The following is a 20,511-nucleotide window of genomic DNA, read 5'->3' as shown; positions in this document are numbered from 1 at the left end:
TCGTAATCCTCTTTCATCAAATAGTCCATTTGGGAAGTCTATTCTTCATCTCTCGGAACTCCCCCTCTCCTGTTTCCTTTCAAATCTAACAGCGAATGAAACAATTCAGGATCCGGCAAAGCGCCCAATGCACCCTTCCTGTATTTTTCCATAATATCTGTTGTATCCCGCACACCCTGCTGTGCAGTAAAATCCGCCAATGAATATACATACACGCCGTCTTCATCCTTATGGACAAACCATATCTGCTCTTTTCGGAACATTCTTTTACAATCCATCAAATTAATATCATGCACTGTAAAAATCATTTGTGCTTCTGTATTTAATTCATTATTGAACATCGCTACAATCGCCCTTGTAAGTTTAAAATGAATACTACTGTCTAATTCATCTATTACAAGAATTCTTCCTTGTTCCAATCCCTCAATAATATAACTTGCTAACGCTGCAATTTTTTTCGTTCCGGTAGAATCAAAAAGGATACTAGGAACTGAAATCCCTTTATATACAGAAACTAAACGGATCTTATCAATAATTTCATTCTTAATAGCCAGAACCTTTTCGTCAGGCTGCTCTTTTCCTTCCTCTACTATCAAATTCAATTCATCCATATCAACATATTTGAAATTATCCATATATAAATCGGCATTTTTTATAAAATTCACTACTTTGTCCTGGAGGTTGTTTTCATTCTTCATAAGATTAATCGTCTTCTGAAGCGGAATATTATTCATATTTATAATATCAATTTTTTCTGCAAATTCTGTAATAATTTTCTTCATTTCTGCTAAATGCTCAAACTTATTAACATCTATAAGATAACAAAGAAGATGATTCTGGGTTACTATTGAAATCATTGGAATAATTTCCTTATCAATGCATTCATATTGCATGTTCTCATTGTCTTTCAACAACCAAACATCAACTTTCTCATTAGAATACGGATCTTTCAAAATCTCTCCGAACTTTTCGTAAACATATTCTTTCTTTTTTATATTATATTTAATATTATAAAAAAATTCTCTGCCACTGCTAAGGAATGTTATACCCAGTTCGCATACCGGATTTTCAGTAAATAGATTCTCCATAATTCTTGTATCGTGATTTAATAATATATTCTTTATCTCACGAATGCATTTAACCAGACAAGTCTTCCCCGCATTGTTAGGTCCATATATACCTGCAACTTTTAATACATTAAAATTATTTTCTCTGTGTACATTGGAAGAAAACTTTTTATTTCTCATGTCAGCTTTCATTGAAAAGATAATCTGATCCTCAAACGCAAAACAATTTTTTGCTCTCAACTCAATAATCATTGTTATTCCTCCCAAATAATCTTTTTAATTATATCTATTGTATCACGTTATATTTTTTATGCAATATTTTTCCATAAAATATTTTTGCGACAAATCATAAAAATCTCCAGGCAGACACCTGGAGAACATTTTTATCTACTTCTGTAATGGAATTCTATCAAAACCCCACTACCTTGTTTTCTAGATTTCTATTATTTCTGGCTAATATTCCACACCCTTTCTTTCTGTTCAGGTTTTATCAGCACTTCCTTCTCTTTTTTATTCTCCTTGCGAGATTCCCGCTGCTCTTTTGTAAGCAGACCATTTCTGTAAAGAATATTACTAATTCCAACACCTGCAATTAACATAAATAACATTTATCGTGTTAGTTTAATATGATAAAACGCTTCACAGCATATTCTGGATCTGATGGCTGGGGATTAGCTCCGCTAGTATCAATCTCCAGGTAGATTTCCTGGCTGTTCAATATGTCATCCGGCATAAAAAAGACCACCGGATAGCTTTTCATCTCACCTGCTGCAAAGGATTCCTTAAAATAATTATGGCCGTTCTCTCTCGGTGTTTCTTCTCCCAGATATTGCACCTCACTGATAAATTCCCCCATATCAAAAGCCTGCAATGTCAGGTAGCCCCACAGACCGTCCCCCGTAATCGGCTCATCTGACAGATTCTCCACCGTAATATTTGCGATCACATTGGTAAATTCATTCGTAATGTTTCCATTTGCATCCACTTGCGGAAAATCTCCGTATGCATTAAAATCCATCCCTTCCGGCAGCGCGTAGCCAGGAGATTCTTTTGAGGCCCGCCAGCTGTCTACCGTAAAAGAATAGTTCCCGCTCGTGATCGGGCTGCCGACGGACGCTATGTTTTTGGGGTCTACCGTCAGCCCTGCTTTTTCCTGTAATTCCTTTGCAAATGCTTCTGACTTCTCGTCAATCTCCCCCTCCTGCCCCGGCAGCATCAGATTTTCCATCCTTTTATCATTCTCTTCCATAGACTTCTGCTCTTCCTTTGAAGGGCTCTTCCTTTGCAGGGCTTTTCCCTGGAACTGCATATAACTGATTCCAATCCCCAGAATCACAAGGACAACCATTATTCCTGAAATAACCGCTTTCTTCATACCTTACCTCTCTTTACAAAGTGTATTTTCAGCAACTCAATCTAACACAATGAAATTCAGATTTCGCATAGATTTTACCATCTCCCATAGTATTCAAACACAAGTGAAAAAAATACAGCAGGGAATGCTTTCAATTCAAAACATTCCCTGTGATCTGTTTCTTTACATACTTGTATATACCTGCTTACACAATAACTGCCTCTTGTATAATTCAGGGCATAAGTCACTTTTAAACAGTTCTTATATCAAATACTGTCCGGACTCCACCATCCATGCAAATAGCATGATCCTGCTGGCGCAGGAGTCAAACGTAAACAGCAGCTACTCTTTCCATTTTCTCTTACATAATTTGGAAGATATGAGGATGTTCCCACAGCCACATAATAGGAACTACCATTGGCTGAGTAATTCACCCCTCCACTGTAAACCCCTGCATATACCGCTCTGTCTCCTTCATGTAAAATATATGAAGATGTATAATCCAGCTTTGATCTGACTGGCGTAGAATAGCCGCTCGCACCGACAGTTGCACTATAATATCTATCTTTGGTATTTCCGGCAAATGCCGTTATTGATCCCATCAGCATCAAGCCAAGCAGTCCTGCGCCAATCAATCTTTTTCCATGTTTTAATTTGAGAATCTGTTTTTTGAACATAATGTTTTTCTCCTTTACTTTTTTATTTTTATAAACAGTACTGTTTCTTACAAGCATTACTATACATCATTTTTATTCAGAAAAACCAAAATTGGATTTTTTTCTAATTTTCTGACCCTGAGACTTTTTTACCAGATAATCACGTTCTATTACAGTCTCTCGTGTTCTATATAACCCAATCAGAAATACTTCTGTGTACAAATATCATAGCCATGAGGAACTCTACATTGTTTCTCTGCATTGTAACGACAAAAAGCTAAATAATACGCCAAAATATAAGTGGGCTGTCGCATCAGATTTACTTAATGCGACAGCCCTTGAATATGTATAAATCATTTTTAATCCTGTTTCAGGCAGTCAGAACCGTTGCCTATATAACAAATTCATTTTCATCCAATATCGAATAATGTCCAAGACGAAAGCGATAAATACCAGTGGTTTGTTTTGGAGAAGAAAAGCCAGTGCGAAGCAGAGGTAAGGCTCTGCACATAGTATTGCCTGTTCCATTTTAAACAGGGGATAAAGAATTATTATATAAACTGGTTATTTTTTTCTTGCAATCATAAAAATGCCGGCTGTAAGCAATAGGATCCCCACAACCATCCCTATCACTGCTGAAGTGTCTACTACTTTTCCGGCAAGAAAAATGGAAGTCGGTCCGTCTGCGCCACCAATCACAGACACCGACCTGGCTACGGACGTTTGTCCATTCACTTTAAAAACCAGATTGATTGCTGCCGTTACAATTCCGATTACCGCCAAAATAATTCCTACAATCTTCTTCATGCATTGAACTCCTCTCAATCCTGATGTATTGATTTCTCTACTCTAATTCTTATTGCTGCCAATTCTTTGTCATAATCCAGACCCTGCACCGCTTTTTATAACATGCAATTCCATATTTCAGTATATTGTCTACCCCGTCGTCTTCCAGATCCTTTTCATATCTGGTATACTCGATCTGTTTCAAGGCTTCTTTGCATGCTGCGTCCAGATCTCCGTCATGGGCATATTTTACTTCTATGATAATTCCCATATCCCCGGTGTCCGGTTCCGCAAGGATATCCGCGTATCCCTCGCCCATCTCCCGGTTGGAGGAGATACCCCATCGGTTCTTCACGCCCAGGATTCCCAAAAGAATCCCATGGTAAAAGTTTTCCTTCATGTCCGTCCGTACGGCTGTGTCACGGATACAGATGGTTTTCCGCAGATATTCTGCGAAAATCTGCTCAACGGTTTCCGCATCCCCATGCTGCAGGGCATCACAGAAGCGGTTCAATGTATCCCCGTCTTCCCGGACATTCTCCTTGAAAAAATCCATAATCTGGGTCACAAACACATCCCGGACTGCCAGATTGGGAATGGCCAGTTTCATCTGCCTTCCCTCCGCTTTTCCGCGCTGGGTCAGATAGCCGGTTGTAAAGAGCAGGCTCCAGATATTGTCAACCGTCTGATAGATCTCCGGGTACGTAAGTTCCTGATGGATTTCCTTTATAATGGTTTCCCCTGCTACCAGACGTTCGATGTCCCGTTTTGTTGCCGCATTTGCCGATTCCTGGATAAATCTCTTCACCGCGTCGTTGCTGCTGGTGTTGATCCAGTAGTTTTCCGGCTGCGCATCCCGGCTGTCTCTGATCCTGTCGCAATGGTTCAGCACATCCCACGGGCAGTACACCTCCGTATTTCCGAACTGGTATCCATCGTACCACCTTTTTACGGTCTCATAATGATCCGATACACCATAATATTCCAGAAGTTCTTTCACTTCTGTATCCGTAAAACCGAAATACTCATCAAAACGCTCGTCTGCAATGGTCAATACCTTCAGATTGTTAAGCCCGGTAAAAATGCTCTCCTTCGAGATCCGAAGGCATCCTGTCAGTACTGCAAATTTCAAGCTGTTATTTGTTTTGAGTGCCTCTCCAAGCAGACTTCGGATCAAAGAAATCATCTGGTCATAATATCCATTCGCATGTGCCTTTGCCAAAGGGACATCATATTCATCAATCAGCAGAATCACTTTTGTACCATAGTGTTTTTCCAACATTCCTGACAACCGTTTCAGGCTGATGCCAAGCATACCTTCATTCATATTTTTATCCAGAAGCTGTTCGTATTCTGCTCTGTCATGATCATTGAGTTTTTCGCTGTCTAAAAGGAAGTAGAACTTTGCGGCAGCTTCTATGATCACTTGGACTGCCATCTGATATGCCGTCTCATAGGATCTCGCGTCAATCCCTTTCAAAGAAATCGAAACAACCGGATACTTCCCCATATATTCCTTACAAAGCGAAGCTTCTTTTGAAATTTCCAGCCCATCAAAAATACTCTTATCCCCATCCAATGAGAAAAAGCGTTCCAGCATACTCATCGTCAGAGTTTTCCCAAATCTTCGCGGACGGGTAAAGAGATTTACCGCTCCCCAATTCCGAAGTAATTCAACAATAAGCCCTGTTTTGTCGGCATAATAAAAATCTTCTTTTCTGAGTTCTTCAAAATTTTCAATTCCGATCGGGAGTTTCTTTTTCCACATCACCATCGCTTATAGACTCCTTCCAATCCCCTCCAGATTTCGTTAGACGTTTCACAGCATATGGATAGTATAGCAATTTTGGATTGCCGATTCAATGGAAATATTCATATATTCATAAAAAGCAGTTTGATGATGATCCGAGATCCATCCTTCTGTGACATCATCACGGTCATTTCCAATTCCATGCATTATACTATATCCATCAAACAACCAGGAGGTACAACCATATGGGTTTATTCGATTTTTTACGTTCCCCTGATATCAATCAGGGCTTAAAGGATTACAGTGCCGTCCCCGGCGCCGTTCTGCTGGATGTCCGCACCCCGCAGGAATACCGGGAGGGGCATGTCCCCAAGAGCAGAAATGTGCCGCTGCAGTCTCTGGAGCAGGCAGCCGGCGTGATCAGCGATAAAAGCACCCCGGTCTTTGTATACTGCTACTCAGGAAGCAGAAGCAGCCAGGCAGTCAGCCGGCTTATAAAAATGGGATATCAAAATGTGAAAAATATCGGAGGCATTGCCTCCTATTCGGGAAAGGTGGAGATGTGATATGAAAATTGTGATTGTAGGCGGCGTCGCAGGCGGGGCGACCGCGGCGGCCAGAATCCGCAGGCTGGATGAACAGGCGGAAATCATCGTGTTCGAACGTTCCGGGTATGTTTCCTACGCAAACTGCGGCCTGCCCTATTATATCGGCGGAGTCATTGAAGATCCGGAGGATCTGACGCTCCAGACGCCGGAAAGCTTCTTCTCACGCTTCAGGGTCGTTATGAAAGTACGCCATGAAGTCATTGCCATCCATCCGGATGAGAAAAAAGTCACGGTGCGCAATCTGGAAAACGGCTCTGAATTTGAGGAGAGCTACGACAAGCTGCTTCTCTCTCCCGGAGCAAAACCGACCCAGCCCCGGCTTCCCGGCGTTGGCCTGGAAAAGCTGTTTACCCTGCGGACGGTGGAGGATACTTTCCGAATCAAGGACTACATCCAACGGAACCAGCCAAAATCTGCCGTGCTGGCAGGGGGCGGCTTTATCGGCCTGGAACTGGCGGAGAACCTGCGGGAATCCGGGATGGACGTTACCATTGTCCAGCGGCCCAGGCAGCTTATGACCCCCTTTGACGCGGATATGGCCGCCTTCATCCACGGCGAGATGAGGAAACGCGGCGTCCGGCTGATACTTGGGCATACGGTGGAAGGCTTTGAGGAAAAAGACGGAGGTATGGATGTCCTGCTGAAAGACGAGGCGCCCCTTCATGCCGACATGGTGGTGCTCTCCATCGGCGTCACCCCGGATACCGGGCTGGCCCGGGATGCGGGGCTGAAACTGGGCATCAAAGGCAGCATCCTGGTCAATGACCGGATGGAAACCTCGGCGCAGGATATCTATGCGGTGGGGGATGCCGTACAGGTCAAACACGCCGTTTCCGGGCAGGATGCCCTGATCTCCCTGGCCGGCCCCGCAAATAAACAGGGCCGCATTGCGGCAGACAACATCTGCGGCGGAGACAGCCGCTACGTTGGGTCTCTGGGCAGCTCCGTGATCAAAATATTCGATCTGACGGCGGCTGTCACCGGATTGAACGAGCGAAACGCAAAGGCAGCCGGTATTGAGACCGACCAAGTGGTCCTCTCCCCCATGAGCCATGCCGGCTACTATCCCGGCGGCCGGCTGATGACCATGAAAGTCCTTTTTGAGAAAGGCACGTACCGCCTTTTAGGCGGCCAGATCATCGGATATGAAGGCGTGGACAAACGCATCGACGTGCTGGCCGCGGCCATTCACGGAGGGCTGAAAGCTACAGAGCTTAAAGAGCTTGACCTGGCCTATGCGCCGCCCTATTCTTCTGCCAAAGATCCGGTAAATATGGCGGGATTCATGATTGATAATATCGCAAAAGGGAATTTGAAGCAGTTCCATCCCAGGGATGTGGCCAAACTGCCCCGCGACGGAAGCGTAACCCTTTTGGACGTCCGCACCCCGGAAGAATATGAGAACGGACATATTGACGGCTTTGCAAACATTCCCGTGGACGCGCTGCGGGAACGCTTAGGAGAGATTCCAGACAAAAAGCCGGTCTATGTTATGTGCCAGAGCGGACTGCGCAGCTATATTGCCTGCCGGATACTCTCCGGATACGGCTTTGCCTGCCGAAACCTCTCCGGCGGCTTTCGGTTCTACAGCGCCGTGATGCATGACCGCCGCCTGACAGAGACTGCCGCGCCCTGCGGGATGGAGCACTGAGATGTGAAAATGAGATACTCCAAAGAGCAGGAGGGCCTGTACAGCAAGAAATGGACTGCGTTTATTCCTTGCTGTACAGGACTTTGCAGCTCTTTTTACAGCATGCAATGCCATACTTATGGATAATCTGCATATTGTTGTTTCTAAGTGCCGTCACATATCTGCCATCTTCAATCTGATGCATTGCTTCACGGCATGCACTGTCAAACGCTCCGTTTTCTGCGTATTTTACTTCAATAACACAGCCGATATCCTTTGACGGGATCTCAAGCATAATATCTGTATATCCGATGCCGGATTCTGCGTTGGATCTGACCAGCCATCGTCCCTCTGCTGTCAGCAGACCTAACAAAAGGCCGTGATAGAAGTTTTCTTTCATTTCCTTTCGGACAAAGGTATCCCGGATACTGATGGAATCCTCCAGAAACGTGTTGAATATCCGTTCTACTTCCTCTGCATTTCCTGTCTCCAAAGCCGTGCAGAATTTCTGCCATTTTTCTGTATTGCCCGTCACTCTAACCCGAAACCATGAATAGATTCGGTCCTGGTAAATCCCGAGAACCTCCTTATTGGGAATAACCAGTCTGTGGATTCGGCCGTCAGGTTCCCCGGAATCTGTCAGATATCCGGCGGAATAAAGAACACTCCACAGATAGGACTGCCGGAGGCCTTGATCCTCACTGTCCAGATCTGTATAAGTCAGTTCCGGAATCAAAGTCTTCTCAATACAACCTCCGGAAATCAATGTTTCAATCTCCGTTCGTGCCGCGTCCGTGGAATCCTGAATCAGGTCTCTTACAATCGCGTTACTGCTGCTGTTTTCCCAATGGGATTCCATAGGGCTGTTCTTTTTTGCACGCATTTTATCACACTGGTTGATTACGTCCCACGGACAGTACACATCTGTATTTCCAAAACGATAACCGTCATACCATTCTTTTACATCCGCAAAACGGTCTTCCACCCCATAATATTGCAGCATTTCCCTGACTTCACGATCCGTAAATCCAAAATACTCCGCAAAATCCACATCTGAGATCGTCCGCACCTTGAAGTTATTCAGGCCCGTAAAAATACTTTCCCGCGCAATCTGCAGGCATCCCGTAATCACTGCAAAATACAGGGATTTATTGGTTTTAAGCACCTGGCTGAATAAGGAACGGATGAGCGCGACCATCTCCGGATAATACCCATGCCGGTATGCCTTATCCAAAGGCACATCATACTCATCAATCAGAACGATTACAGGAATCCCGTAATACGTAAAAAGCAATTCTGTCAAAAAGCCAAGGCTGTTGTAGAGATCAATTTCTTTCTCGAAATCGCCCTTCATCAGGCGAATCAACTTTTCTTTCTCATACGGCATCAGTTTATCGCTTTCCAAAAGAAACTTAAAACGCCTGGCTTCTTTGCCGGCCGTAATCCCCAGCATGCCGCATGCTGTCTGAAAATCCAGCCCTTCCACATCCTTTAAGCTGATGGAGATAACCGGATACTTTCCCAAATGCTGTTCACAGAGTTCCTTCTCCCCGGCAATTTCCAGGCCATCAAATAAAGACGGATCTGTCCCGATCTCGAAAAAAGTCTTCAGCATATCCATATTCAGACTTTTGCCAAATCTCCGGGGTCTTGTAAAAAGATTCACACTCCCTCTCGTATTCAGCAGATCACGGATGAATCCCGTTTTATCGACATAGTAAAAATGATCTCTCTTAAAATGTTCAAAAAATTCAATCCCTATCGGAAGCTTTTTTCGTCCCATAGTATCTATGGCCTCCTTCTTAAAACGCTCGCCCTGGATGAAATCCGTTTTTCCCAGATGTATTATTCCGTACAGAGTCCGTGCAGCTTCCCCCGGTCTAAAATCTCCACCGTTCCCCGGGACAGCCGGACCATCCCTTCGCTCTGGAAATAGCGGAGCATCCGGGTGACCACTTCCCGGGGATTGCCCAGGTGGCTGCCGATGATCTCATGGGTGATCCGCAGAAAATCCGTCCCTTCCAGGGCGCTTTCCTCCAGAAGAAATCCGGCCAGGCGCTTGTCGAAGCTTTTCCACAGGATCTGTTCTAAAAGCCACATTACCTCCGAAAAACGGGAGGCCATGATCTCGTTCGTAAAATTCGCCGCAGGCGCGGATTCCTCCATGATCCCTTTGTAGATCTTGGCGGGAATGACCAGCAGGTCCGTGTCCTTTTCCGCCTCGATGGTGACCTCAAACTGGATCGAGCGCATGATGCAGGAGGCGGAGAACAGGCAGATATCCAGGTCAAACAGGCGGTACAGGGTAATCTCCCGCCCTGCCTCGGAGAGGATATAGGCCCGAAGCTGTCCGCTTTTCACGATCAGCAGCCCCGTACAGTCCATACTGCCGTTGTGGAGTATGGTTCCTTTTTTCACGGTACGCCTTGCCGTGCTGCCGGAAATCTGCTGCCTCTGGGCGGCAGTCAGTTTGTTCCAGACAGGAAGATAAGTTTCAAACGGCAGATCCATCGTATCACACATACCCTATACTCCTTTCCAAAGCTCTGATTTATGACTGGGGTTTCCTGGATTGAGTTTCAACTGCCGCCTGAATCGCGGCATTGATTTTTTCCCTGGCCTGCACAAGGTAGGAGGCATTCTGCGGATAGGCGGTGAAGGTGATCTCCCCGTATGCTTCTTCCATCAGACATTCCATCACCGTTTTTTGGTCTGTCAGTGTTTCCAGGCAGTCCATGGCCCGCAGATCCGACATGGCCCTCTCCATCAGCATGGACCGGATGGAATCCACCGGCTGTCCGTCCCTGCCCGGATATACCAGAAAAGGATCTCCCGAAGGAAACGCCCCGTCCGCGTCGGTGCATTGATAAGGATCAATGGGATATCTGGAAAACTCGCTGTTATAAAAATTGTATCCCCAATGCAGAAACCCATCGATGGCATATTTATAAAGCTGTACGCCCAGGATTCTCGTGCGGAAACCCGGAAGGGCGATGAACCGGTTGGAAACGTCCAGATGCTGTGCGGTGCAGTAATACGTCCATAGCCTGGGAGGACGGTTTTTCAGAAACGGCTCAATATGGTTGCTGGCGCATACCGGCTCTTTTACAGCCCCCTGTCTATAAAAATCGTAATTGGAAAGCGCTTCGATCATACGGTATCCGGACAAATACTCTTCCACCAGATGTTTGGCATCCAGGTAGGACTCCAGATCCTGTTCCTCCGGTTCATCGGATATGTGGAAAAAGCACTGCGCCCCGATCCCAAGCCGTTCAATCTCTTCCGTAAAAGAAGAAAGAAATGCCCGCAGAAATTCCCGGTATTCTTTGCCGGAGGCCCTGGTCTCCCATCCGAAGATGTTTCGCTCCTCTCCATTTACATTCGCGACGATCTTAGGCGCCGCCTTGGCGCCCCACTGGCTGAACAGATGGGAAATCTCAAAATACTTGATTTTGCAGCGCCTGCACATGTCTACCCAGCGTTCAAACCTGTCATATCCGAATGCATACCCCTGGTCGGTCACGGTCACATCCACCAGCTGTACGGTAGGGCGTTCCCCATTTTTTGCCGTATCCAGGGGCGGTGTAAATACAGGCGTAAGCAGCATATTGCAGCCCCGTTTTACCGCATGGCGCACAAAGTTTTCGATGATGCGCCAATGAGGCTCGCTGAATATCTCTGTTTTGTAATAGTCCGCCAGGCAGTCACAGTGGAACCATTCCGTATGTATCAGGTTCAGCTCCGGAAGCACTGCGTCGATCACCTCCGCCGTTACGCCTATCTTCGCGGACAGCGGCTTCATCCCCGGCGCGCAGGCCGCGCTTTCCAGTGTGAGTTCGATGGGGTATTCGCCGGCCGGCGTGGTTTCACTGGTCTCCACCTCGATCCAGAGGCTCCGCCACTGGCCGGAAATAATCGGAAATCCAAATTCCGTTATGTCCTCCAGGACGTCCGGATACATCCCAGGCTCTGCTGTCAGATATCCCTCGTCCCGCTCCCTGTGGCATGGATAGGCGCAGGGCGAAAGCCCTACTTTTTTTACATGGACGCAGATTCCGTCGGGAGCTTCGACCCGGATGGTTCCCGTCTGCTTTCGCTCCACATCGCCATAGTATGCGATCTGAAAGGAAGACCTCTCCCCTTTCAGGACGCTCCATCGGCTGACCGCCCCGTCCCCTGAAGGCTCCCGGGTGGGAAGTACCTTTTCCATCTCGGAAATCAGCCTGACTTTTAACATATGTTCCTGTGCTTCCATAGATTTGCTCCTTCTCAATACTCAAAATTTGATCTGTGTTCCTCTTACTTACACAATATATTAATCGGTATTTCCCAAAAGGTCAATCCTCTAGTACAGCATTGCGTATATAAGTTACTGGTTCACACGGCGTCCGGTCAATAAAGTAACGTTTGCAATACACCGGCGCTTTTTATATAATAGAAAGGCAATGGAGTACAACGAAAACGATCAGGAGCAGGGACTCACAAGCCCTGCATGAAGGAGATACACTATGGAAAAATTACCGCAAATTTCAGAGGCGGAGTATGAGATCATGAAAATCCTCTGGGCCAGGCATCCGCTCAGCACCAACGAGATCTGCGAAAAGGCGCGGCAGACCCACGACTGGAACCAGAAAACCATCCATACCCTGCTGTCCCGTCTGACGGCCAAGCACGCCGTCTCTTATGAGCAAAGGGGACGGATGTACCATTATTTTCCGCTGATTTCCCAAAGCAGCTATCTGGAGCAGGAGAACCACCATTTTCTCGACCGTTTTTACGATGGCAGGGTGGGGACGATGTTTTCCGCCTTCCTCTCCGATTCGGAGCTCTCTGACAGGGAACTGCAGGATTTATACGACCTGCTGGACGCCAAAAGAAAGCAGGGGGAACGGCCATGAATTTTCCGGTTCGTTTTTTTATCTGCAATCTGTTTATCAGCCTGCTGCTTGCGCTTTTTTTGGTGGCAAAGAAGAGGCTGAAAAACCATCTGACGCTGAGCATGCAGTATCGCCTCTGGGGGCCGCTTCTGCTTGCCCTTGCACTGCCGTTTGTGCCCTATAAATTGTCCTGGCCCGAAAAAATCTTCCGGGAAATCCGGCTTTTTTTCTCTCAGGCGGCTTACGGGCCGGACTCTGCCGTTTCTGCGGCGGCGGGCAGGGATCTGCTGCCATTAGACCTGGGTATCCGGGATTTTTCCGCAGGGATCACCGGTTCCCATGTGTGGCTTGCCGCCCTTTGGGGCTGGGTATGGGCCGCAGGTATGCTTACGGCAGCAGCGTTTCTGATGGTTACGGTATTCGGGATTTACCGCCTGCGCAGAAACGGGGTACCCGTCACGAAAGACAGCGAACCGGCTTTATACGGCCGATTCCAGGCATGCATGGGGGAGCTTCGCATCAGGCGCAGGGTTCGGCTGTACGCCTCCTGCGGGATTCAAAGCCCCGTCTCCTACGGCTGGCTTCGGCCGGAGATTCTGATTCCCCAGGATCTGGACATCCGGTTTTCAGATGAGGAAATCCGCTATATCCTTCTGCATGAACTGCAGCACTGCCGCAATCGGGATACCCTGCTCAATGGGGCCGCATGTATCCTGCAGATTTTTTACTGGTTCAATCCCCTGGTCTGGTACGGATTCATGAGGATGGGCAGGGACCGTGAGGCGGCCTGCGACCATGCCGTCATCCAGGTGATCGGAAAAGAACTGGGGGCTGATTACGGGCGCACCCTCCTCAAATATGCGGGGCATATGCGCCGGGGCGTGTTCCTTTCTCCGGTATCCGGCATCGGCGGGAGCAGGCACATCCTTCGGCAGCGAATCCAGGAAATCGCGGATCACCAGGCTGATTCCCTGTCCCGAAAAGCCAAAAGTATGGGAATCTTTCTTCTGACGCTGCTGATTGTTTTTGGCTTTAGCCCCCTGTATACGGCCTATGGCGGCGGCGCTCCGGTGTTCCGGCTCTCTGACGGGGACTGGGAAGCCATAGACCTGTCTTCAGATTTTGACGGGATAAACGGCGCTTTTGTATTCTACGATACAGCCGGTGACCATTTTCAGATCTATAACAAAGAACTCTGTGAGCAGCGTGTATCGCCGGAATCCACATACAAGATTTACAGCGCCCTGTTTGCCCTGGAGGAAGGGGTCATTGCGCCTGGTTCCACCGCCCGGACATGGGATGGAAGCCCGCAGCCCTTTGCTGCCTGGAATCAGGATCAGACTCTGAGGACGGCCATGGAGAACTCCGTAAACTGGTATTTCCAGGATTTGGATGGGCAGACCGGCCTTCCGGCGCTGTATCGCTATTACGACCGGATCGGATATGGAAACCGGGATCTGGCCGGCGGGAGCAGCTCTTACTGGACAGGCTCGTCCCTGAAGATCTCTCCGGTAGAACAGGTCGTTCTGTTGTCCGGCCTTTTGGAAAATAAATGGGGGTTTCAGGAGGAGAATCTCCGTGCCGTGAAAGAGGCGCTGTTCCTGGCCGAAACACCTGCGGGAACGCTGTACGGAAAGACCGGCACAGGAAGGAAAGATGAAAAAAACGCAAACGGATGGTTCGTAGGCTTTCTGGAACGGCCAAACGGACAGACCTGCTGCTTTGCGGCAAACCTGCGGGATTCAGAGAAAGCCACAGGCAGCGCCGCCTTTGAAATCACATGGGATGTCCTGCAGAAGCTTCTGTAAACAGGCTCAGCCCATTGTCAGAAACCTTCATGCCCTCCGCAGTGATGTCCGCCGCATCCATGGGGATTCGTTCCGCAGTTGTGGCCTTCCCCATGGTGTTCGTGGTGGCTGCAGCGGACATCCGGATTGAATGAGAGCGTTCCGGCAAGGAGGGCTTCCACCGCCTCGTCCGCACTGCCGGATACGCCGCCGTAGAGCCGGATATTGGCCTCTGCCAGCGCATTCTGCGCACCTGCCCCGATTCCGCCGCAGATCAGCGTGTCCACCTGCAGGGCCGAAAGCATCCCTGCCAGAGCCCCGTGGCCGTTTCCGTCTGTACCGACCACCTGGGCCTTCTCAATCTTTCCGTCCTGGATCTCATAAACCTTAAACTGCTCTGTATGCCCAAAATGCTGGAATACAGTTCCGTTTTCATAAGTGACTGCAATCTTCATTTTTCTGTTTTCCTCCTTTTTCGGCCTGGCTGCGTCCTGTACGGACTCCTGCCCGGCCTTGCTGCATTTTTTTCCACAGCATCTCCATGCCGAACCGTCACAGAGTGCATAATTGCCGCCGGAAATGCAAAGTGTCTTCCCATGGATCAGACAGTCCGCTATTTTTGACCTGGCCCGTTCGTACATTTCCGTGACCGTGGTGCGGGAAACGCCCATCTGTCCGGCGCACTGCTCATGGGTTCTCTTTTCCTGGTCAATGAGCCGAACCGCCTCAAATTCATCCACTGTCAGAACAATCTGTTCCGTCCCTTTGGCCCCGCAGGGGGCAAAGCTGTCATACTTTGGTTCAAAACAAATTCTCCTGCATCGTGCCGGCCTTGCCATGACTCCACCTCCGTTTCCGACATATGACGATAATATCATAACACAGCAGAATGTGAAATTCAAGAAAAAAGAATGCTCAAAGGTTGTTCGTCAGATGTTTTTTCAGCATAAAGCAGACCGGCAGCAGGATGACACAGATCAGCAGCGGATAGACCAATGAAATTATAGCCACCGACAGATCCAGCGTGAGCCAGCCCAGGGATTCGATGGACGAAAGGTCTTCCATCGAACGAATGCTGGAGCTCATTCCTATGAGAAAGCCCAGGAATCCAAACAGACCGGAGATTCCCATCACCATTTTAACCGCCAGCAGGCTTTCCCTGTATGAAACAACGGAACCGTCCCTTTTGCCGAACGCAAACAGGAAGGCCCTTCCGAACGCTTTGAAGGATTGGGTGCAGAATAAAATCAGCACACAGGGAACCAGAACAAACATCCCGGTGAACCCGTCCATATAATTCAGCAGTGTTCCAAACCCACCTCCAATTCCTCTCAGAATCCAGAAAATAATTCCCGCTAAGTAAATTCCGTAAAACATAATTTCTACTTCTCCTTTCCACGTCTAAACGTCCGAATTACAAATTTGAATCCTGCCTGCGAAAAACGCGTCCTGATGTCCCGTTTCAGCAGGCATCCTATTCTTTAAATGACTCCGCTCCAGACCAGTTCGGCCCCTTCCCTCTGTGCGTCAAACTCTTCGTCCGAAAGATGGTCAAACCCTTTTACGCTCGGCAGATAGTAAATCTCCCGTTGGATCGGCTGATCGTCTGTATTGGCATTCCGGAAAAGATGCTCTTCATAGACGGCTCCCTCGGAAATCATAGCATTGACAAAGGTGTTTTTATCCGAAAGCAGACTGTTCCACAGCGTTTTGGTATAACAGTAATACACGACCCTTACAGTCTTGCCGTTCCGCTGGATCGTCCGGCCTTGGGATGTGAAATCATTGATCCTTAGAGTCCTCTGCTGCTCCTTTGACAGATTCAGGACAAAACATAGTCTCTCCCTGGTTTCATATTCCCCGGAAGCTTCTGTTTTGCCCGTGTCCGGTTTCAAAGCAGCCGCCTCCGAATCCTGCGTCCCTGTTTCCTCTCCTTCGGCCGCGTCCGGCTCCGAAGCTGTCTGATCAGCATCTGTTTTCCGCCCGGCCGTCAGATCCTGATACTGCCATTCCCGAAGGCCGTACTGGTTGGGCACATATGCAGCCTCAAACACTTCCACCGTCATACAGGCGGAGTCATAGGGAACCGGAATTTTATAATCTTTGAGAAATATAGTAGTTCCGATCAGCACGGCGCAGGTGGAAAGGGCGACGATCACGTATTTCCGGTGCATACGTTCTTTTAACATTTTCAGAAAATCAATCTCCTCTTCCGCCGGCGGTATTTCCACGGGGATTTCTTCTGTCATCTGCCTATAAATCGTGTTGCAGGCGCTGCAGTTTTCCAGATGTATTTTCACTTCTTCATTGGTCTCTTCGCTGGTCAGACCGTCGATATAGCCTGGCAGCAGGTCTTTTACAATGCAGCACTTCATTTCTCTGCCTCCATTTCTTCTATGATTTTTTGTTTTGCCCGGTAAAATGTGGTGCGCGCCCAGTTTTCACTTTTTCCCAGGATTCTGCCGATCTCCGCGAAGGAAAATTCTCCGGTCAGCCGCAGATAGACCAGCTCCCGCATCGGATCGGGAAGGGTGTGGATTGCCTGGTACAGCGCGGTCTTTTCCATGTAAAGCAGGGTGGCTTTCTCCGGTGATTCCTGACAGGGCACATCCTCCGTAAGCTCCACCTGATTCCAGCGGGAACGCTTGTCGAGCCATTGATACCAGAGGTGCTTTGCAATCTGACAGAGCCACACCGACAGCTTGCAGCTTCCGTCGTAACGGTCGATGGTGCGCATGGCCCGGAAAAAGGTCTCCTGCGTCAGCTCTTCCGCCAGATCTTCGTCGTGGGACAGGCTTAACAGATACCGATATACGTCCTTTGCATGCTTTGTATAGGCTTTTTCAATCTCTTTCAGGGCGCTCACCTCCTTCGAAACGGAACCCGCAGATGTCCGGCCGGTACGTCTGCCGTATTCGTATCCAGAGAATACATCAGGGCCGCCCCCCAACGGGCATGCAGCACCGCGTGAACCGGTCATCTGTATTCTCCTCTATATATCCGAAAAAACGAGGGTTCGTTACATAAATTATTATTTTTTTTAATAAATTTGCAGCTTCGGGGAAAGAACGTGTGTATTTTTTTCCTGTCTGCATATACTGAATAGGAATCGAAGTGGTTGACAAAGCCTCTTTTTTTTGTTATATTGTGTTCAGTGATCGTACCGGAGAAACTTGTGAAGCCTTCGGTCCGGAAGGCTCCTGTGGGAGCCTTTCGTCATATATAGCACAAAGAGCTGAAACATTGTATAAAAAAATATCTTCCCGATGAAACGATTCTATGGAGAATGGAATTCCCCGAAAACTGGATGTCCGTGTTACGATTAAAAATGTAAAAGTATCGCCCCTTGCCAAAGCATCTCCCGTTCGGAAAAATGAGGCAGGCCAAAGCCCGCCCCTTTTGACCTTTCAGAACCGAGACGGTAAGGATACGCGGTACACCGCCGCCTGGTTCGTCAATGGACTGCGGTTCTGGTAATCAAACAAAAGAATTTCCCCATTCACCCGCTCCAGATGCGTCATTTTCCGAAGTTGCCTCTTGTCATACTGCTCATATTCCAAGAGATAGCGGTGTTCCGCCGCTTCCTGCCGGTAAAAGGCTGTCTCCTCCTCTTTCGTGACACTCGGGCTCCCGGCAAAGGCGGGCCGGTTCTTTACATTTTCCCGCAGATACAGGTCATAAGTCAGCAGTTCCCTGTAGGCGTCTGTCTGCGCCCCGTCTTCCTCTGCCGCAAAATCCAGCAGGATCTCGTACCTTCTGACCCTGGAATGGCTGACTCCGCGAAGGCAGTGCCTTTCATAATACGCACGGAGCCGGTCATACATGGTAAACGCATCCGGAAAAGCCTGCTCCATGCGTTCCATCGTATGTACGAACTGCCCGCTGTTGTAATAGACCTCCACCATCTCTTCAATCCCCTTGAGCCGGATCACATCCCCATAGGAAAGCCATCTGGTAGAGAGGACTTCAAAAGGCGGTCTGTCCTGGTAAAGAAGCCGGTAGTTTCCGGCCTGTTCTTCCATGCATGCCCCTTTGAGCACCTTCAGAAATCCAAGCTGGAGCTGTTCGGGATGCAGCGCGTAGACATCATTAAATGACTTCTGAAAGCTTTTTATATCTTCGTGGGGAAGCCCGGCGATCAAATCCAGATGCTGATGGATGTTTCCGCAGGCATGAATATAGCTGACTGCGGCCCGCACCTTCTCAAAATTCATGTTCCGGCGGATCGCCCCCAGGGTTTTGGGATTGGTGGACTGAACCCCGATCTCCAACTGGATCAGTCCCGGGCGCATGGATGCGATCAGCCGTAGCTCTTCCTCATTGAGCAGGTCCGCGGCCACCTCAAAATGGAAATTGGTCTTTCCCCTGTCATGCTCCGCCAGATAGGACCAGACGGCAAATGCATGGTCATGGCGGCAGTTGAACGTCCGATCCACAAACTTTACCTGAGAAACCTCCCGGTCAATGAAAAACTGCAGCTCCTTTTGAACCGTCTCCAGCTTCCGAAACCGCAGGCATTTGTCGATGGAGGAAAGGCAGTAACTGCAGGAAAAAGGGCACCCCCGGCTGGACTCATAGTAAAGGATCTTATTGCGGAAGCGTTCCATCTCCTCCCTGTCCCTTCCAGGTGTCCCGGAATCGACAGAAAACTCGGGATGGTATACGAAGGGGACCCGGTTCAGATCCAATACCCGGCGGGCTGGATTTTCCGCGATTTCTCCTGCCTGTGCATACACGATCCCGTGGATTTCCTTCAGCGAATGGATCTTGCCGTGGTAATAGTCTGCCAGCTCCAGGAAAGTCTCTTCCCCTTCCCAGCACATCACGCCTCGAACCTGGGGCATCCGCTTTAGCACATGTTTGGGATGGCTGGAAACCTCCGGCCCGCCCAGCCAGATTTCTGTATCCGGAAGGACTTTTTTAAGCTCCTTAACAAGCTGCTCCACATACACGATATTCCACAGATAGCAGGAAAAGCAGAGTACCTCCGGCTGCCTGACATAGAGATCCATGAGGATCTCATCCACCTGCTGGTTGATCGTATACTCCGCAATCTCCACGCACGTTTGATACTCCTTCCTCTCCTGCAGGGCAAAGGCGCGCAGGCTGAAGACCGCAAGGTTGGAATGGATATATTTCGTATTGATGGCTGTCAGTAAAATCTTCATCCTCATTCACTCCCTTAAAAATGCTTCCACCGCCCGGTTGAATCTGTCAGGGTTCTTATTTGCGATAAAATGATCCCCCGGCAGGATCACAAGCCTGGCATCTGGCAGATGATCATAAATCTGCCGTGTATGGGACTCGCGGATCATATCCTTTGTGCCCACGATCACAAGCGTCTTTGCCCGGACTTTTTTTAGCTCCTCTGTCCCGATATCCGGGTCATGAACCATCAGCCCCAGGAGTTCCGCATGATTTCTGGCCTTCGCACTCTTTCCTGCGAACAGGGAGGTAATATGGTATCCTATGACGATGGGGATCTGGACAGAGGGCTTTACGCCCCCTGGATTCAGATTGGCTCCGTTTAAGATCAGCCGCCTGACCCGCTCGGGACAGAGGATGGCAAAGGTCAGCGCGATATTTCCGCCGTCGGAAAATCCGAGAATATCTGCCTGCTCGATCTGAAGTTCATCCAGAAAGGCACGCAGATCCTCCGCAAACTGCCGGATGCCAAAAGGGGCCGTTCCCCTCGGGGACTTTCCGTGGCCCCTGGTATCTACGGCGATGACCCGGCGTGTTTTCGAGAAATGGGATGTCTGATGGACAAAATAGGTTCCATCCTCCCCGTTTCCATGGAGCAGGATCAGAGGGTCGCCCTCCCCTTGTTCCGTATAATGCAGTTTGATATCCATTTTCTGCGTCCTCCTTCTTTTGTATACTTCATGAAATGGCCGAATGGCCATAATGGGTATTGTAGCGTATACTTGTATACAATCTGCTGATTTTTTCCGTTTTTCAGGATGACCGACCATCCTTCCGGAAACATTTTGAGG

General features: G+C 48.5%; 19 protein-coding genes. 4 read left to right on the top strand and 15 right to left on the bottom strand.

The genetic code is table 11. The features are described 5' to 3' along the window. Positions 1-38: 38 nt before the first annotated feature. The 6 genes from EBB54_RS08950 to EBB54_RS08930 form a co-directional block, all read right to left on the bottom strand. On the bottom strand, positions 39-1,319 hold the full coding sequence (locus EBB54_RS08950; protein WP_125127166.1) for an AAA family ATPase: 1,281 nt from the start codon (positions 1,317-1,319) through the stop codon (positions 39-41). 191 nt (positions 1,320-1,510) lie between these two features. Next, positions 1,511-1,666, bottom strand: coding sequence for a hypothetical protein (locus EBB54_RS30115; protein ID WP_154677782.1), 156 nt, complete (start codon positions 1,664-1,666; stop codon positions 1,511-1,513). Between the two features lie 17 nt (positions 1,667-1,683). Continuing rightward, positions 1,684-2,442, bottom strand: a complete 759-nt coding sequence (locus EBB54_RS08945) for a hypothetical protein (protein WP_004079100.1) — start codon at positions 2,440-2,442, stop codon at positions 1,684-1,686. Positions 2,443-2,687: 245 nt separating this feature from the next. Further along, positions 2,688-3,155 (bottom strand): DUF2712 domain-containing protein, encoded by a 468-nt coding sequence (locus tag EBB54_RS08940; protein ID WP_125127165.1) that lies wholly within the window; start codon positions 3,153-3,155, stop codon positions 2,688-2,690. A gap of 486 nt (positions 3,156-3,641) precedes the next feature. Next, positions 3,642-3,884: an oxaloacetate decarboxylase gene (locus tag EBB54_RS08935; RefSeq protein ID WP_125127164.1), complete on the bottom strand. Its 243-nt coding sequence runs from the start codon at positions 3,882-3,884 to the stop codon at positions 3,642-3,644. A 49-nt stretch (positions 3,885-3,933) separates the two neighbouring features. After that, positions 3,934-5,637 carry an AAA family ATPase gene (locus EBB54_RS08930; RefSeq protein WP_125127163.1) on the bottom strand — a complete coding sequence of 568 codons (1,704 nt, stop codon included), beginning with the start codon at positions 5,635-5,637 and terminating at the stop codon, positions 3,934-3,936. 221 nt (positions 5,638-5,858) lie between these two features. Between EBB54_RS08930 and EBB54_RS08925 the strand changes: the two genes are divergently transcribed. Further along, on the top strand, positions 5,859-6,179 hold the full coding sequence (locus tag EBB54_RS08925) for a rhodanese-like domain-containing protein (RefSeq protein ID WP_125127162.1): 321 nt from the start codon (positions 5,859-5,861) through the stop codon (positions 6,177-6,179). Between the two features lies 1 nt (position 6,180). Continuing rightward, positions 6,181-7,872 (top strand): FAD-dependent oxidoreductase, encoded by a 1,692-nt coding sequence (locus EBB54_RS08920; RefSeq protein WP_125127161.1) that lies wholly within the window; start codon positions 6,181-6,183, stop codon positions 7,870-7,872. Between the two features lie 61 nt (positions 7,873-7,933). On the opposite strand, the gene EBB54_RS08915 is transcribed toward EBB54_RS08920, so the two are convergent. The 3 genes from EBB54_RS08915 to EBB54_RS08905 all read right to left on the bottom strand — a co-directional run bounded on the left by EBB54_RS08915 (position 7,934) and on the right by EBB54_RS08905 (position 12,106). Continuing rightward, positions 7,934-9,634 (bottom strand): AAA family ATPase, encoded by a 1,701-nt coding sequence (locus EBB54_RS08915; RefSeq protein ID WP_125127160.1) that lies wholly within the window; start codon positions 9,632-9,634, stop codon positions 7,934-7,936. A gap of 62 nt (positions 9,635-9,696) precedes the next feature. Then, positions 9,697-10,374: a Crp/Fnr family transcriptional regulator gene (locus EBB54_RS08910; RefSeq protein WP_125127159.1), complete on the bottom strand. Its 678-nt coding sequence runs from the start codon at positions 10,372-10,374 to the stop codon at positions 9,697-9,699. A 28-nt stretch (positions 10,375-10,402) separates the two neighbouring features. Next, positions 10,403-12,106, bottom strand: a complete 1,704-nt coding sequence (locus EBB54_RS08905) for a DUF4091 domain-containing protein (RefSeq protein WP_125127158.1) — start codon at positions 12,104-12,106, stop codon at positions 10,403-10,405. A 253-nt stretch (positions 12,107-12,359) separates the two neighbouring features. On the opposite strand from EBB54_RS08905, the gene EBB54_RS08900 reads away from it, so the two are divergent. Beyond that, positions 12,360-12,749 carry a BlaI/MecI/CopY family transcriptional regulator gene (locus EBB54_RS08900; RefSeq protein ID WP_004079117.1) on the top strand — a complete coding sequence of 130 codons (390 nt, stop codon included), beginning with the start codon at positions 12,360-12,362 and terminating at the stop codon, positions 12,747-12,749. Further along, positions 12,746-14,536, top strand: a complete 1,791-nt coding sequence (locus tag EBB54_RS08895) for a BlaR1 family beta-lactam sensor/signal transducer (protein ID WP_125127157.1) — start codon at positions 12,746-12,748, stop codon at positions 14,534-14,536. The genes EBB54_RS08900 and EBB54_RS08895 overlap by 4 nt, the downstream gene beginning before the upstream one ends. 17 nt (positions 14,537-14,553) lie before the next feature. Here the strand turns inward: EBB54_RS08895 and EBB54_RS08890 are convergent, their stop codons facing one another. The 6 genes from EBB54_RS08890 to EBB54_RS08865 all read right to left on the bottom strand — a co-directional run bounded on the left by EBB54_RS08890 (position 14,554) and on the right by EBB54_RS08865 (position 20,370). Continuing rightward, positions 14,554-15,354: a DUF134 domain-containing protein gene (locus EBB54_RS08890; RefSeq protein ID WP_125127156.1), complete on the bottom strand. Its 801-nt coding sequence runs from the start codon at positions 15,352-15,354 to the stop codon at positions 14,554-14,556. A gap of 76 nt (positions 15,355-15,430) precedes the next feature. Continuing rightward, a complete protein-coding gene (locus EBB54_RS08885; RefSeq protein ID WP_125127155.1) occupies positions 15,431-15,892 on the bottom strand; it encodes a MotA/TolQ/ExbB proton channel family protein in 462 nt (153 codons plus the stop codon). Between the two features lie 104 nt (positions 15,893-15,996). Continuing rightward, positions 15,997-16,890: a zf-HC2 domain-containing protein gene (locus EBB54_RS08880; protein ID WP_125127154.1), complete on the bottom strand. Its 894-nt coding sequence runs from the start codon at positions 16,888-16,890 to the stop codon at positions 15,997-15,999. Then, on the bottom strand, positions 16,887-17,495 hold the full coding sequence (locus EBB54_RS08875; RefSeq protein ID WP_243127591.1) for an RNA polymerase sigma factor: 609 nt from the start codon (positions 17,493-17,495) through the stop codon (positions 16,887-16,889). Before EBB54_RS08875 ends, EBB54_RS08880 begins: the two co-directional genes overlap by 4 nt. Positions 17,496-17,922: 427 nt before the next feature. Next, entirely contained in the window at positions 17,923-19,683 is a 1,761-nt protein-coding gene (locus EBB54_RS08870) for a B12-binding domain-containing radical SAM protein (RefSeq protein ID WP_125127153.1), read from the bottom strand. A 6-nt stretch (positions 19,684-19,689) separates the two neighbouring features. Continuing rightward, positions 19,690-20,370 (bottom strand): alpha/beta fold hydrolase, encoded by a 681-nt coding sequence (locus EBB54_RS08865; protein ID WP_125127152.1) that lies wholly within the window; start codon positions 20,368-20,370, stop codon positions 19,690-19,692. Between the last annotated feature and the right edge of the window lie 141 nt (positions 20,371-20,511).

The organism is Schaedlerella arabinosiphila (assembly GCF_003885045.1).
GTDB classification, from domain to species: Bacteria; Bacillota; Clostridia; order Lachnospirales; family Lachnospiraceae; genus Schaedlerella; species Schaedlerella arabinosiphila.
This window is presented reverse-complemented; position numbering and strand designations above follow the sequence as displayed.